Source organism: Winogradskyella sp. PC D3.3, assembly GCF_054366245.1.
In genome coordinates this window covers 1,629,620-1,642,625 of the sequence record NZ_CM135962.1, presented here as the reverse complement: position 1 = coordinate 1,642,625, position 13,006 = coordinate 1,629,620, and the positions used below count along the sequence as shown (strand labels likewise).

14 protein-coding genes are annotated in these 13,006 nt (G+C 33.5%); 3 read left to right on the top strand and 11 right to left on the bottom strand.

Going from position 1 to position 13,006, the window contains the following annotated elements:
* Window positions 1-33: 33 nt before the first annotated feature.
* The 3 genes from ACXGSQ_RS06965 to rpe all read left to right on the top strand — a co-directional run bounded on the left by ACXGSQ_RS06965 (window position 34) and on the right by rpe (window position 2,266).
* Window positions 34-408, top strand: a complete 375-nt coding sequence (locus tag ACXGSQ_RS06965; RefSeq protein ID WP_458628894.1) for a hypothetical protein — start codon at window positions 34-36, stop codon at window positions 406-408.
* A 96-nt stretch (window positions 409-504) separates the two neighbouring features.
* Window positions 505-1,368 carry a sigma-70 family RNA polymerase sigma factor gene (locus ACXGSQ_RS06960; RefSeq protein ID WP_458628893.1) on the top strand — a complete coding sequence of 288 codons (864 nt, stop codon included), beginning with the start codon at window positions 505-507 and terminating at the stop codon, window positions 1,366-1,368.
* A 235-nt stretch (window positions 1,369-1,603) separates the two neighbouring features.
* Window positions 1,604-2,266 (top strand): ribulose-phosphate 3-epimerase, encoded by a 663-nt coding sequence (gene rpe / locus ACXGSQ_RS06955; protein ID WP_458628892.1) that lies wholly within the window; start codon window positions 1,604-1,606, stop codon window positions 2,264-2,266.
* A gap of 27 nt (window positions 2,267-2,293) precedes the next feature.
* Here the strand turns inward: rpe and ACXGSQ_RS06950 are convergent, their stop codons facing one another.
* The 11 genes from ACXGSQ_RS06950 to ACXGSQ_RS06900 all read right to left on the bottom strand — a co-directional run bounded on the left by ACXGSQ_RS06950 (window position 2,294) and on the right by ACXGSQ_RS06900 (window position 12,990).
* Window positions 2,294-2,713 carry a CBS domain-containing protein gene (locus ACXGSQ_RS06950; RefSeq protein WP_458628891.1) on the bottom strand — a complete coding sequence of 140 codons (420 nt, stop codon included), beginning with the start codon at window positions 2,711-2,713 and terminating at the stop codon, window positions 2,294-2,296.
* Between the two features lie 94 nt (window positions 2,714-2,807).
* A complete protein-coding gene (locus ACXGSQ_RS06945) occupies window positions 2,808-5,027 on the bottom strand; it encodes a GumC family protein (protein WP_458628890.1) in 2,220 nt (739 codons plus the stop codon).
* Between the two features lie 114 nt (window positions 5,028-5,141).
* Window positions 5,142-5,900, bottom strand: a complete 759-nt coding sequence (locus ACXGSQ_RS06940; protein WP_458628889.1) for a polysaccharide biosynthesis/export family protein — start codon at window positions 5,898-5,900, stop codon at window positions 5,142-5,144.
* Between the two features lie 73 nt (window positions 5,901-5,973).
* The gene (locus ACXGSQ_RS06935; protein WP_458628888.1) at window positions 5,974-7,095 is read right to left on the bottom strand and encodes an MraY family glycosyltransferase; all 1,122 of its coding nucleotides are present in this window, start codon (window positions 7,093-7,095) and stop codon (window positions 5,974-5,976) included.
* Window positions 7,096-7,184: 89 nt separating this feature from the next.
* A complete protein-coding gene (locus ACXGSQ_RS06930) occupies window positions 7,185-7,934 on the bottom strand; it encodes a glycosyltransferase family 2 protein (RefSeq protein WP_458628887.1) in 750 nt (249 codons plus the stop codon).
* Entirely contained in the window at window positions 7,935-8,486 is a 552-nt protein-coding gene (locus ACXGSQ_RS06925) for a WcaF family extracellular polysaccharide biosynthesis acetyltransferase (protein WP_458628886.1), read from the bottom strand.
* Window positions 8,487-8,500: 14 nt separating this feature from the next.
* Entirely contained in the window at window positions 8,501-9,451 is a 951-nt protein-coding gene (locus ACXGSQ_RS06920; RefSeq protein WP_458628885.1) for a UDP-glucuronic acid decarboxylase family protein, read from the bottom strand.
* A 7-nt stretch (window positions 9,452-9,458) separates the two neighbouring features.
* Window positions 9,459-10,619 carry a glycosyltransferase gene (locus tag ACXGSQ_RS06915; RefSeq protein ID WP_458628884.1) on the bottom strand — a complete coding sequence of 387 codons (1,161 nt, stop codon included), beginning with the start codon at window positions 10,617-10,619 and terminating at the stop codon, window positions 9,459-9,461.
* Between the two features lie 18 nt (window positions 10,620-10,637).
* Complete coding sequence (locus tag ACXGSQ_RS06910) at window positions 10,638-11,690, bottom strand: glycosyltransferase (RefSeq protein ID WP_458628883.1); 1,053 nt, start codon at window positions 11,688-11,690, stop codon at window positions 10,638-10,640.
* Entirely contained in the window at window positions 11,687-12,586 is a 900-nt protein-coding gene (locus tag ACXGSQ_RS06905; RefSeq protein ID WP_458628882.1) for an O-antigen ligase family protein, read from the bottom strand. The genes ACXGSQ_RS06910 and ACXGSQ_RS06905 overlap by 4 nt, the downstream gene beginning before the upstream one ends.
* Entirely contained in the window at window positions 12,586-12,990 is a 405-nt protein-coding gene (locus tag ACXGSQ_RS06900; protein ID WP_458628881.1) for a hypothetical protein, read from the bottom strand. The genes ACXGSQ_RS06905 and ACXGSQ_RS06900 overlap by 1 nt, the downstream gene beginning before the upstream one ends.
* Between the last annotated feature and the right edge of the window lie 16 nt (window positions 12,991-13,006).

Sequence of the window (13,006 nt, the reverse complement as noted above, 5' to 3'; positions counted from 1 at the left end):
GTTTTTACACTAAAAAACCTTATGTTATAAGTTATGATTACACAAGACAAAAATAAATACACAGCAGAATTAAGTACTTCAATATCTTATCTTGAAAATTTAGGTTACTCTAATATTAAGGCAGATCTTGAAGGTTATGAGTCCCCAAAATCCTATCACAAAAAAGGAAGTGATATTGATGTGACCCCAGATATTGTTGCAGAGAAAGAAGGACGTAAACACATCTTTGACCTAAGTTTAAAGTCTGAAAAACCACGTTTATTAAAATCAAAATGGCTCTTTCTAAATACCTTAAGTCAATTAAAATCGTATCGTTTTAGACTCATCACAATGAAAGGCCATTACAAATTCACCAATGAAACTGTAGGTGCCATTAATCTTGAAACCGTAAAACTTCTAAAAATATAAAAGTTTTTTTTATTATTGTGTAACATTTTATTGCTTCCGTACGTATAATAAAAGCAACACCTTGTTGTATTTAAATTGCACAAATCTTAAAATTAAATGAGACAACTTAAAATTACCAAGCAGGTCACCAATAGGGAAACTGCATCGTTAGATAAATATTTACAAGAAATTGGTAAGGTAGATGTTATTACAGCAGACGAAGAGGTAGAATTAGCTCAACGTATTAAAGCTGGAGATCAACTTGCTTTAGAAAAATTAACTAAAGCTAACCTACGTTTTGTGGTTTCTGTTGCAAAGCAATATCAAAATCAAGGCTTAACATTACCTGATTTAATAAATGAAGGTAATTTAGGTTTAATTAAAGCTGCACAACGTTTTGATGAAACGCGTGGTTTTAAATTTATTTCTTATGCTGTTTGGTGGATTAGACAATCTATTTTACAAGCCTTAGCAGAGCAATCTCGTATTGTTCGTTTACCCTTAAATAAAATTGGTTCTATTAATAAAATCAACAAGACTTTTGCCTTTTTAGAGCAAAGTCATGAACGCCCACCTTCTGCAGAAGAGATTGCCAAAGAATTGGATATGACCATTAACGACGTTAAGGAGTCTATGAAAAATTCTGGTCGTCACGTCAGTATGGATGCACCTTTAGTTGAAGGAGAAGATTCTAACTTATATGATGTATTGCGAAGTGGAGAATCTCCAAATCCAGATAGAGATTTATTACATGAGTCTTTGCGTACTGAGATTGAACGTGCATTAGAAACACTAACTCCTCGTGAAGCAGATGTAATTCGTTTGTATTTTGGTTTAGGTAACCAACACCCAATGACATTAGAAGAAATTGGTGAGACTTTCGATTTAACTCGTGAGCGTGTAAGACAAATTAAAGAAAAAGCTATTAGACGTTTAAAACACACGTCTAGAAGTAAAATATTAAAAACATATTTAGGTTAAGATAAATTTCGTTCAGTTATCATTAACTTTGTAAGAACTGAGCAACATAATCGACTAACTTAATAAAGGTAACAACAGTTACAAACATAACTGTTCGTTTTTTGATTGATGAAAGAACCCACGGCTGATTACCGTGGGTTCACTTTTTTAATATCTTTTGTTTTCCGATTAAAATAGGACAAATTAATCCTCACAATTTAATTACCTTTGTTGAAACCCAATAGAATTTCAAAAAATGAATTCCAAATTAATTGCACCTTCCATGTTAGCAGCCGATTTTGGCAATCTACAACGCGATACAGAAATGGTTAACAACAGTGATGCCGATTGGTTTCATATTGACGTAATGGACGGCCATTTTGTACCGAATATATCCTATGGTATGCCTGTAATTGCCGCTATAAAAAAACACGCCACTAAGCCTTTAGATGTTCATCTAATGATTGAAAAGCCTGAGCGTTATATTGAAGAATTCGCAAAGGTTGGTGCCGATATTATCACGGTACATTATGAATCTACAGTTCATCTACACCGCACATTAAGACAAATTAAAGACGCAGGATGTAAAGCGGGTATTGTTCTTAACATCACCACTCCACTAGTGGTTTTAGAAGATATCTTACCTGAATGCTATATGATTTTATTAATGTCTATAAATCCTGGCTTTGGAGGTCAGAAATTTGAAGACATTACGTATAAACGCATTAGGAATCTTCGTAAAATGATAGACGAACAAGGTTTAAATACACGTATTGAAGTTGACGGTGGAGTTACTGACCAAAACATTAAAAAATTAGTCGAAGCAGGTGCTGATACTTTTGTAGCTGGTAGTCATGTTTTTAAAAGTGACAATCCCACAGCAACAATTAAAGCTTTAAAAGATTTAGCTAATTCATAAAAAAATGCGCATTAAGCGCATTTTTTTTTATAATTGTTTCAACAAGTAGTTAATGAGATCTGTAGTTGTAACAATTCCAACTAAACTGCCCTCATCAACAACAGGTAAGGCATGAAATTCTTTCTCTGCTAAAATTTTAGCGACCTCTTTTATAGTTGCTTTAGACGACACCGTAACCACATTTTTAGCCATTACCTGATCGATAGTAAACATATTATATACCAGACTTTCTACCTCTGTTTCGGTCTCATCAACGGCATCAGCAAAGCTTATTCTAAGTAAATCGGTATAACTTAATATACCAACCACAACATCCTCTTTAACTACGGGAATATGTCTTATTTTATGTCTCTTAAATAGGAGTTCTGCGGTCTCCAAATTATCATCTCTATTTAGCGCAATGATATCTGTAGACATTATTGTAGAAATTAACGTGTCATTTCTCATGAGTTCTAGTTTTAAAATTCACTACTAAAAGTAACTTATAAAACAGAAGTAAAGTATGACAATTATCACGTTATCTTACGTATATCCCCTTTCCTTATGATTTACTTCCATACCCATAATTATAACCGTAATTATAGCCATAGCCGTAAGAATCTTTAACACTGACGCCATTAATAACATAAGCCATATTCTTCAACTTGCCAGAATCTGAAAGCTCCTTCGAATAGTTCAATAAATTTTTCTCTGTATAATTAGCACGAGTTAAATAAATGGTAGCATCAGCTAATTGAGAAATCAACATGGTATCGGTTACTAATATTGTAGGTGCTGTATCAACTACAATGTAATCGAATTCATCTTTTGCTTCCTCTATCAGTTTTGCAAAACGTCCATTAGTTAATAAATGTGCCGGGTTTGGAGGAATACTCCCTGACAATATAATTTGATGGTTCGGATGTTTTTTAAAACCGTTTATTAAGGCGTCTCTCCAATCATAATTAATATCATGAAGGTAATTAGACAACCCTACGTTTTGTTTGCCTTCAATAATATGCGCATGAATTTGTGGATTTCTTAAATCTGCCCCTATTAATAACACTTTCTTATTGATACTCGACAACGCTAAAGACAAATTAATACTTACATAGGTCTTTCCCTCTCCTTTAATGGTGGATGTGCAGTAAATCACTTTACCTTTATTATCATTCTTAACAGGTAAGATATAATCGACGTTAGAACTTAAGATTCTGAAGGCTTCAGATTGGGTAGAATTATCATCTGGATCACTAAAAATAAGTTGTTCCGACTTCACTTTTGGTAATTCGCCTACAATTGGCACTTTAGAATTCACTTGCATTATATCCTCACGTCCCTTTATTTTAGTATCCAAGAGTTCTGAAGCATAGATAACCCCAAAAGGTACAATTAAGCCCAAAACCAAAGCAATTAAATAGGTGCTTCTAGAATTAGGAGATATCGGTGTACCACCTGATATGGCGTACTCCACCACTTTTATTGAAGGTTCTGTAATCGCCAAATTGATAGCTGCTTCTTCGCGTTTTTGAAGTAAAAACAAATATAAGGTTTGCTTTATCTCGCGTTGCCTAGTGATATCTGTTATTTTCTTTTCTTTACCCGGTAAACTATAGACTTGTGATGCAAATTTTCTATTCTTACGCATTAATTGCGCTTTAGAAGCATCCAATTGTTTAGCATAGGAATCGATAGATGTAAATATGTTAGCTTTTAAGTCTTGTAACCTATTATTTAGTAATACCACATTGGGATTACTTTCACCAGCACTTACAATTAAATTATCACGCTCCAAAACAAGGGCATTGTAATTATTGACTAAACCATTAATACTTGAATTATTAACGCCAATATTAGCTGGAAGGAGTTCAGAATTAGAGTTGGGCTTCTCCAAAGTTTCTTTAAGTAAACTTAAAAGGATTAGTTGGTTTTCAGTTTCAAATAATTCTTGTTCCGACTGTGTACGCTGTGATATCCCAAGTTCAGCGTCTGATTCTAAGGTAATTAAGTTATTTTTTTCCTTATAATCTTTTATACCCAATTCTATAGAATCTAATTCTCGCTCTATTAGCGTAAAACGCTCATCAATAAAGTCGATAGTTCGTCTTGAGATATCTTGACGGTCATTAATACCATCCTCATTAAATACGTCTATTAAGGTATTAAGAATACGCTCATTCTTAGCTTTACTTTGACTTGAATAATTTAACTGAAGCAAATCACTACCTTTACCTAGCATACTAATATTCACCCCTCCTTTTAAACCTCTTGTTACAGAAGCCACTGGTGAAAATGTAACAACATAGGTTTTCCCGATAAAAGCCTTAGACAAAGACGGGCTCCAGCTTAATTCAAAAGGTAAGCTATGCTGGGTTTTAGTAGTATCAAAATTAGGAAATACTATTGTTGTCTCGGTACTAGAAGGTGTAACTTCAAACGCTTGAGGTTTCACCTCAATTTTATAAGATGTCCCATAATAAATACTGTCGTTACTAATGGTTTTTAGTATATTAAACGGCAAGTGATTTATTTCAGTAGTGAGAACACTTCCTTCTTCAAAAAATCGCATGGTTAAATCTAAACGATCGACAACATCCTCAATAATACGGTACGACTTTAGAATTTCTATCTCATTTTCTAAGTTAATGTTTGAGCGGTTAAATATAAAGGCCGATGACGGTAATTCTAAGCCTTTAGTTTTATTTAAAATTTTAATTTTCGCACTTGCACTATACACTTTAGGTGTATATCTTAAATGGATATAGGCTCCTATAAATGCCAATACAACCCCTAAAACAAACCAATACCAATAGCGCAGATATTTACGAACTTCCCGTTTAATAAACTCCCCTTGATCACCTTTTTTTGGAAATTATGCTCTTCAATCTGACTCATCTTATTTTGTAATTAAAACTACTGTGGTTAATAAAATAGAAACCACTGATATAACCGTTCCAACATTACCAATGAAACCAGCACTTTTAACTTTTGGATTATTAGGATTTACAATGATAACGTCATTAGGTTTAATAAAATTATAAGGTCCCTCTAACCAATCGGCTGATGTAAGATCTATATGCGTAATTTGCCTCACTCCTTGTTCATCACGCATCACAATAACATCCTCGCGCTTTCCGTTAATCGTCAAATCACCTGCATAGCCCAAAGCCTGTAATAATGTAATATTTTGTTCTGTAAAATTAAATGTTCCTGGTTTATTAACTTGTCCTAATACCGTCACTTTTGCATTTATTAAGCGCACATCAACTGTAGGGTTTTTAAGATGGCCTTCATCTTCGAGCTTCTTTTTAAGAAACTTAGCAAAGTCTTGCGTTGTCATATTTGCAACGGACAACTCCCCTAAAACAGGAAAGTTAATCGTTAAATTTTCACTAACCAAATAGCCGTCGAGTTGAATTAAATCAACACTTGAACCACCAGAATTTACCGATACCTTATTATAAGGAATTACGGACTCAGGGATTAATGCACTTATAGTAATGCGCAACACATCGTTAGGTAAAATTATGGCATTAGAATAACTAATTTCTTTATTGGCATACTGATCTGCATCTTGTAGGTATAAAATTTCTTTCTTGCTGACACATGACGATATGAGTACACAGCAGAATAAGCTATAAAAATATTTGGACATTTGTAAGTATTTAATAAAGTGACAAATATAAGTGCAATAAAGCTATTGACAAAGTAATAACCTTACTACCTAATTAATTAGAAACTTCTACAGAATTATTTCCCTTTTCACCTCTTATCCAATTAAAGACAAAGTATAAAGAATATAAGATAGTGCCACTAATTAGCAACATCACTAACTGCCAGTTAATATTCCAATTTCTGATTAAAAAGGTAATAACAATAAGAACACAATTAGTAGCGACAATGATAGCCGTGGTTTGTCTATGTGAAAAGCCTAAAAACAAGAACCGATGATGTAAATGATTTCTATCAGCTGCAAACGGGCTTTTTTTATGAATGACTAAGCGAATAAAGAAAATACGCAAGGTATCTAGTAATGGGAAAAACAAAAAGGCTAAGACCAATACTGGTGAAGCGTTATGATAAATTGCATCAGGGGATAATTCGGACTTATTAATAAACCGAACAGCAAATAAAGCAATTATAAAACCAAGAATCATAGAACCGGTATCTCCCAAAAACATTTTGTTTTTTTTTGAAAAATTCAGGTATAAAAAAGGTATTAGAGCCCCAATCACGGATGCTGCTAAAACCACCATACTAATATCTTTATATCTAGAAAATACATAAGCGAAGGCTACAATGGCCATTAAAGCCAAAGTACCAGCAAGTCCATCAATACCATCAATTAGATTAAAGGCATTTATAACTAATATATAAACAAAGAGCGTAAACACTACTGATAACCAGTAAGGCATAATATTGATATCAAAGATACCTGATAAGCTAACAATTCTTGTATCAGTAAAAAGAATAAGCAATAACGCCGACAATAATTGCCCTGTAAATTTTTTACGAGGAGATAGAATAAGAATATCATCTTTTAATCCTAGAAAAAACAATAAAGTAATGCCGCCTAATATTAATAATAACATTTTAGTATCTAATAGCGCCCCAATAGTAGTGATAGTTACTACAATACTGAGAAATATACCAATACCTCCCAAATTAGGAACACTACCAGAATGACTACTTCGTCCCCCAGAAAAGGCCATTAAATTTTTAGATTTTGCAACATTAATTATAGCAGGATAACTCGTACTAGACACAAAAAATGAAATAAAAACAGCTAGCAAAAAAAGCCAGCCTATGTGATCTTGTGGAATAAAATTTTGGAGTAATTCTTTTACCATTTCTATTGCTTCTACTTTTTTGATGCAAATATCTGTTAAATATTTTAAACCGATGTAATTTAAGTGTTAGGATGTGTAAACAAATCGATTTAAGCTTTAAACTGTTTGATTTTACTTACATTTTTTAGAAGAATCGTCAGCCAATTACCTGTTTGATTTGTCTTTATCGCTCGGTAATCTTCTCTCGATTTTTGTAAAATATTTTTTAAACTTTTATTACTAGCACCACCAACGCGCATTTTAACAATGGTTTTTGGTAAGTAGAAAAAGTTCAAATTGGTCTGCTTAAATATACGTAAAATAAAATCATAATCTGCTGCTATTTTGAACTTTAGGTCAAACATGCCGTATTTATTATACAAACTCTTTTTTAAATACAATGTGGGATGCGCAGGCATCCAACCTTTTTTAAGCAACTTATAATTAAAAGGTTGACTAATCCAGTTTCGTATAATTTTATCTGTATTTTCTAAAGCTACATAATGTAAATCGCCATAAACACCATCTACTCCTTGAGTTTTAAACGCCTCAACAATTGAAGTTATAATGGTAGGATCTGCTAAAAAATCATCGGAATGCACAAATCCTACAATCTCTCCTGTTGCTTTTTTAACCCCTTTATTTAAAGCATCATAAATCCCTTTATCAGGTTCAGAGCTTAGTTTTATATTGGGATACTTTTCCGCAGCCGCATTAAGTTTATTTAGAGTTTCTGAATTTGAACCACCATCTACAAGGAGGTATTCAATATTGGGATAGGTTTGATTCAATACAGAATCCATACAGGCATCAATAGTTTTTTCACTATTATATACTGCAGTTATTATTGAGACTTTCATTTAGGGCGTTTTAAATTGACGTGACTTTATTTTTACAGCAGGATTCCCACTATAAATACTATAAGCTTCTAAGTTCGTTGTAGCAACAGAGCCCATACTTAACACCGCATGACTTTCAAGTGTTACACCTGGGGCAACACTACATTTTGCACCAACCCAACTGCCTTCTTTTAAGTGAATTGGTAACACAAATAGGTCAAAACTTGGGGTTTTATAATTATGGTTACCACAAAGTAATAAAGCGCCTTGCGATACACAAACATGATCTTCTAAGGTTACTTGATCTAAATTATCGATCCAAACCCCTTCTCCTATCCAACAATGATTGCCTATGCTCAATTTCCAAGGGTATTTGATGGTGACTTTAGGTTTAATCACTACCCCTTCACCAATTGTAGCCCCAAAACGTTTCAACCAAAAAATCTTTAATCCTGAAGATATATTCCAGCCTCCTTCAAAAAACATCAAACTCGTAACATACCAAAGCAAACGCTTCAATTTAGAGCCTGGTTGGTACCAACTATTATTATATGTCGACAGATCCGTTTTCACAAGGTTAAGTAAGGTTATGCCCTATTCGATTTAATAAGGTTATCAAAATAGGCAATTGTTTTTCCTAAGCCTTCTTTCAGATGCACATTAGGCTCCCAACCATTTAACTCCTTCTTTGCCAAATCAATATTAGGCTGACGTTGCGTAGGATCGTCTTGAGGTAATGGCAAGTGAATAATTTTAGATTTTGAGTTGGTCAATTCGATAACCTGTTGCGCCAATTCTAGCATTGTAAACTCTACTGGATTCCCAATATTTACAGGCCCTACAAAACCAGCTCTACTATTCATCATGCGTATCATACCTTCTACCAAATCATCAACAAATTGAAAGCTTCGGGTTTGTGTTCCTTTTCCAAATATGGTAATATCATCCCCTTTTAAGGCTTGCATAATAAAGTTAGACACCACACGTCCATCTTGAGGATGCATACGCGGTCCGTAGGTATTAAATATTCTGATAATTTTTATATCAACCTCATTCTGTTTGTGATAATCCATAAAAAGCGTCTCGGCACAACGTTTCCCTTCATCATAGCACGAACGCAAACCTATAGGATTCACATTTCCCCAATAACTTTCTGGTTGCGGGTGTACACTAGGATCACCATACACCTCACTAGTTGAAGCCTGAAGAATCTTAGCTCCTATACGTTTTGCCAAACCTAACATATTAATAGCCCCCATTACAGACGTTTTTATGGTCTTTATGGGATTGTACTGGTAATGCACAGGAGACGCAGGACAAGCTAAGTTATAGATTTCATCCACCTCAATCATATAGGGGTTAATAATATCGTGACGCACCAACTCAAAATAATGGTGATCCATTAGGTGTTCTATATTTTGCTTTGATCCTGTAAAGTAGTTATCTAAACAAATCACTTCATTTCCTTCATTAAGCAAACGTTCACATAAATGTGAACCTACAAAACCCGCTCCTCCAGTGACTAAAATCCTTTTCATGTATTTATTATTTATTATTCGGGTTCAAAAATAAGGCTTTATTTTGTTCTATGAGCTCTGGGTTTTCAGTAAAATTCTTAGCAAATTTAATTGAAGACTCTGACCACGTATTAAATTCACTTTGATCCATTGCCGCAAATAGCTCAATAGCTTTAATAAATTTATGTTGTTCCTCTAAAGGAATATCAAATCCTAAATTATCTTTTAATAACGATCTCCATGGTGTTTGATCAGATATAATTACAGGACATCCATTCTGCCATGCTTCCATAATAACATGTCCAAAATTCTCATGCTGTGTTGGTAACAATAAGACATGTTGTTGACTTAAATTATCAGAAATCTCATAGTGAGGTATAGCCCCTAGATATTTAACCGTTATATTTTGAGGGAGCTTATCTATTTTAGATCGGCAATTATCCCAATACGTTGCCTCGTCAATTGGACCGATAATACTAAAATTAACCTTGTAAGACGTATTTACATCTGCCAAATAATTTAGTGCATTCAACAAATTCTTTTTAACGGCTATCCGTGACAAAAAGAATAGATTAACCTCATTTACTGCCTTTAATTTATTAACTGATTTTAATTGTGTTTTTGCAGATAAATTTGGAGCTAATAATACAGCACAATGTTTTCCAAAATGTTTATTGACTTCAATAGCTTCGCTTTCTGCAGTGACATGCCAAATTACTTTATTATGAAATTTTAGCGCCTTAAACAGTGTCAAAAAGATTTTTTTCTTAATCGGTTTTATAGCTAAAGCACCTTTACCAAGCATTCCTCGCGGAGCTAAAACCTTTCGTATGGATTGATTTTTAAAAATTAAAAGTGGTAATAATGTGAATTTCTGAGAGAACAATGAATTAAAATAAACTACATCAAAGTTTTTATTTAAGAAGATCTCCTTATAATATTTAGACGTTTGATGTACTGGATCGAGGTAGATGATGTTATAATCCCCTTTATTAATCCATGTATTTAATGACGTTAGAGGCAAATCTAAAGTCTCTCCTAAATCTGAATTAGACGTTGCTATATAATAATCAAAATCATCTTTTGTATGGTTCACTAAATTAGCAATAGACTGTATGGGTCCTCCTGCTTTATAAGCTGGTAGAAACCAATCAATACATACTAATACTTTCTTTTTCTTAATTATCATCTAACTCTTAGTTCTATTCTATTTCGTGAAATTAGTATTGCCTAACACAACTGAGTTTAGCAGTGCCGTCCAACGTGTTAAATTAATATTAGATGCCAAACTTTTACTGTTTGCTGCCATCTTAAAGTAGTCTTCTATATTTTGAGTCATCATTTTGGTAATGATTGCCGAGAGTGCTTCCTTATCATTGGCATCGTACTTATAGCCATTAAAACCGTCCACTAAAAGTTCTGTAGCTGCACCACATTGTTGTGTCGCTATAATTGGTAATCCTGCTAATGCAGCTTCATGGACTACGACACCCCAAGCCTCATAAAAACTAGGCAATATAAACGTCCCTGCATTCGTTAATAATTTTGGAATTTCTTCCGGGTCAACAAAAGGTGTATGTTGTACATTGGAATGTTTCGGAATTAAATGCTCTAAAGGGCCACTTCCTATTACATGTAATTTAAAATCGAGACCTTTAGACCTTAATAAGTCTTCCACAACTTCAAACAACAGCTCAACCCCTTTATGGTCTACAATACGTCCGACAAAAATTAATTGTTTTTGGTGTTCTGTTTGATTTATGGTTTCAAAAATAGATTCATCCGCACAATATAGTCCTGATAAAATTTGTTTTGATTGAAATCCTAACCTACGCGCGTAATAATATTGTGGTGTTCCTGCGACCCAAATATGCGTAAAATACTTGCGAACTAAGAATTTACTAAAAACGCTAGCTATATGTTGTTTAAGCGTTCCAAGCCATTGGTTATCCATTCCTGTAATTACAGGAATACCCATTGATTTATATGTTTTGGCAATTTTCAAATAGTTTTTATTCACCCAACCCGCACAATATATTAGATCTGGTTGAAATGCATGTATTTCGGCTTGCATTGCACTAAATGCGGGCTCAGAATAATCACAAATTGTAATCCCTGGTTCACTTTTAATTTTAAATGGCGCCTCAGGGCTAGGTGCTGTTCTATACACTAAATACGTATTTTTATTTAACGCCACATCTTTTCGCATACAAGCCATCCAATAGCCCGTTAAACGTGTATAGAGTACTACAATATTCATATAACTTCGGTATTAGATTTAGGTGTATAGATTTGTAAAGCCAAACAAGTGAATATCAAAGGCATAAAAGCATTCATAGACGCTGCCATCCAAGATTCTGAAATCCCAGAAAATAAACAAATTATTAAAAAAGCAAATCTAATATTTTTCATTTGGCTAAAGATGTACATTTTATACCAAAAAAAAGCAAAAGCCAATGTTCCTATAATCCCTACATTTAATAATAGGCTTAAATAGGAGTTCCAAATACCGTACCAATGCCTAGCTCTATTTTCACCTATAAAGCGTTCTGCATAATTATTAATAAAATAGTCATCGTAAAGCATGCCTTTACCTAGCCAAGGTTGATTTTTAATTTCTTGGATTGCCACAGTCCATACCTCTGTTCGCCCACTAGCGTTTTCTATTGTATCCAATCTTATAAAATCTGACAATCCAAACAATTCAACGAGGGACAACGCATTAATGCCAATATTATAAATACTAAACATAACTAAAAGAGCTAATCCTAATAAGAACTTATTCTTTTGAAGTCGCAAAAGTATCTCGTAGGTAAAAACACTAAACAAAGCAGTACGTGAGCCTGTTAGAATTATTAAACTAATGAGTAATATTTTAAATGTAGTAAAAAATCGAGGTCTAAAAGTAGTTTTCCCACCCCTTCTTACGATATCAATAGTAGCATATGAAAAAAGACTAATTAGACCGAGTTTATTTGGATTCGCTGTGAGTCCCTTAAAGCGATTGCCCATATATACTTCATCGATAAAAGGTATAAAAAACACTAGAAGTGTTAAACTAAAATAAACTAGTAATAGTACTGTAATAAGGTCATAAAAACGACTTGTATCATGTTCGACAAGTAATTGTACAGATTTAAAAAGAACCAGTGCCATTAAAACATGCCCCCCCCTCTTGCTATTGCTTCTAACCCAAGGGGTGATAACGCATAAGTAATTACTATAGCAATTATACTAAAGGGTAAAATATACCACCCTAGATTAGATTTAAAAATTTGAAACTTTAACAAAATAAAAAGAGCTACACCTAAAACTACAAATCTTAAATTTTGTGCAAAACTTAAAACTCCTTGAAAATTATCAGCTAAAAGAAAAGTAATAATAAATAACACAAATAAGGTCTCTATTTGTACTAAATCATTATTTTTAATAGCTAAAAATACGCAAATAATTGCCACGGAAGCAGCTATAAACCCTCCCAAAACACCACATAAAACAACGAACAATAGCCACACTAAAGTTGGCTTAAAAACCTGAAAACTTCTAATAATCTGACTCACCCTTAACTTATAAGTT

What these genes read in the sequence shown, in the direction of transcription:
- ACXGSQ_RS06965 (WP_458628894.1), top strand. Translation starts at nt 34, where the DNA reads ATGATTACACAAGACAAAAATAAATACACAGCAGAATTAAGTACTTCA.
- ACXGSQ_RS06960 (WP_458628893.1), top strand. Translation starts at nt 505, where the DNA reads ATGAGACAACTTAAAATTACCAAGCAGGTCACCAATAGGGAAACTGCA.
- rpe (WP_458628892.1), top strand. Translation starts at nt 1,604, where the DNA reads ATGAATTCCAAATTAATTGCACCTTCCATGTTAGCAGCCGATTTTGGC.
- ACXGSQ_RS06950 (WP_458628891.1), bottom strand. Translation starts at nt 2,713, where the DNA reads ATGAGAAATGACACGTTAATTTCTACAATAATGTCTACAGATATCATT.
- ACXGSQ_RS06940 (WP_458628889.1), bottom strand. Translation starts at nt 5,900, where the DNA reads ATGTCCAAATATTTTTATAGCTTATTCTGCTGTGTACTCATATCGTCA.
- ACXGSQ_RS06935 (WP_458628888.1), bottom strand. Translation starts at nt 7,095, where the DNA reads ATGGTAAAAGAATTACTCCAAAATTTTATTCCACAAGATCACATAGGC.
- ACXGSQ_RS06930 (WP_458628887.1), bottom strand. Translation starts at nt 7,934, where the DNA reads ATGAAAGTCTCAATAATAACTGCAGTATATAATAGTGAAAAAACTATT.
- ACXGSQ_RS06920 (WP_458628885.1), bottom strand. Translation starts at nt 9,451, where the DNA reads ATGAAAAGGATTTTAGTCACTGGAGGAGCGGGTTTTGTAGGTTCACAT.
- ACXGSQ_RS06915 (WP_458628884.1), bottom strand. Translation starts at nt 10,619, where the DNA reads ATGATAATTAAGAAAAAGAAAGTATTAGTATGTATTGATTGGTTTCTA.
- ACXGSQ_RS06910 (WP_458628883.1), bottom strand. Translation starts at nt 11,690, where the DNA reads ATGAATATTGTAGTACTCTATACACGTTTAACGGGCTATTGGATGGCT.
- ACXGSQ_RS06905 (WP_458628882.1), bottom strand. Translation starts at nt 12,586, where the DNA reads ATGGCACTGGTTCTTTTTAAATCTGTACAATTACTTGTCGAACATGAT.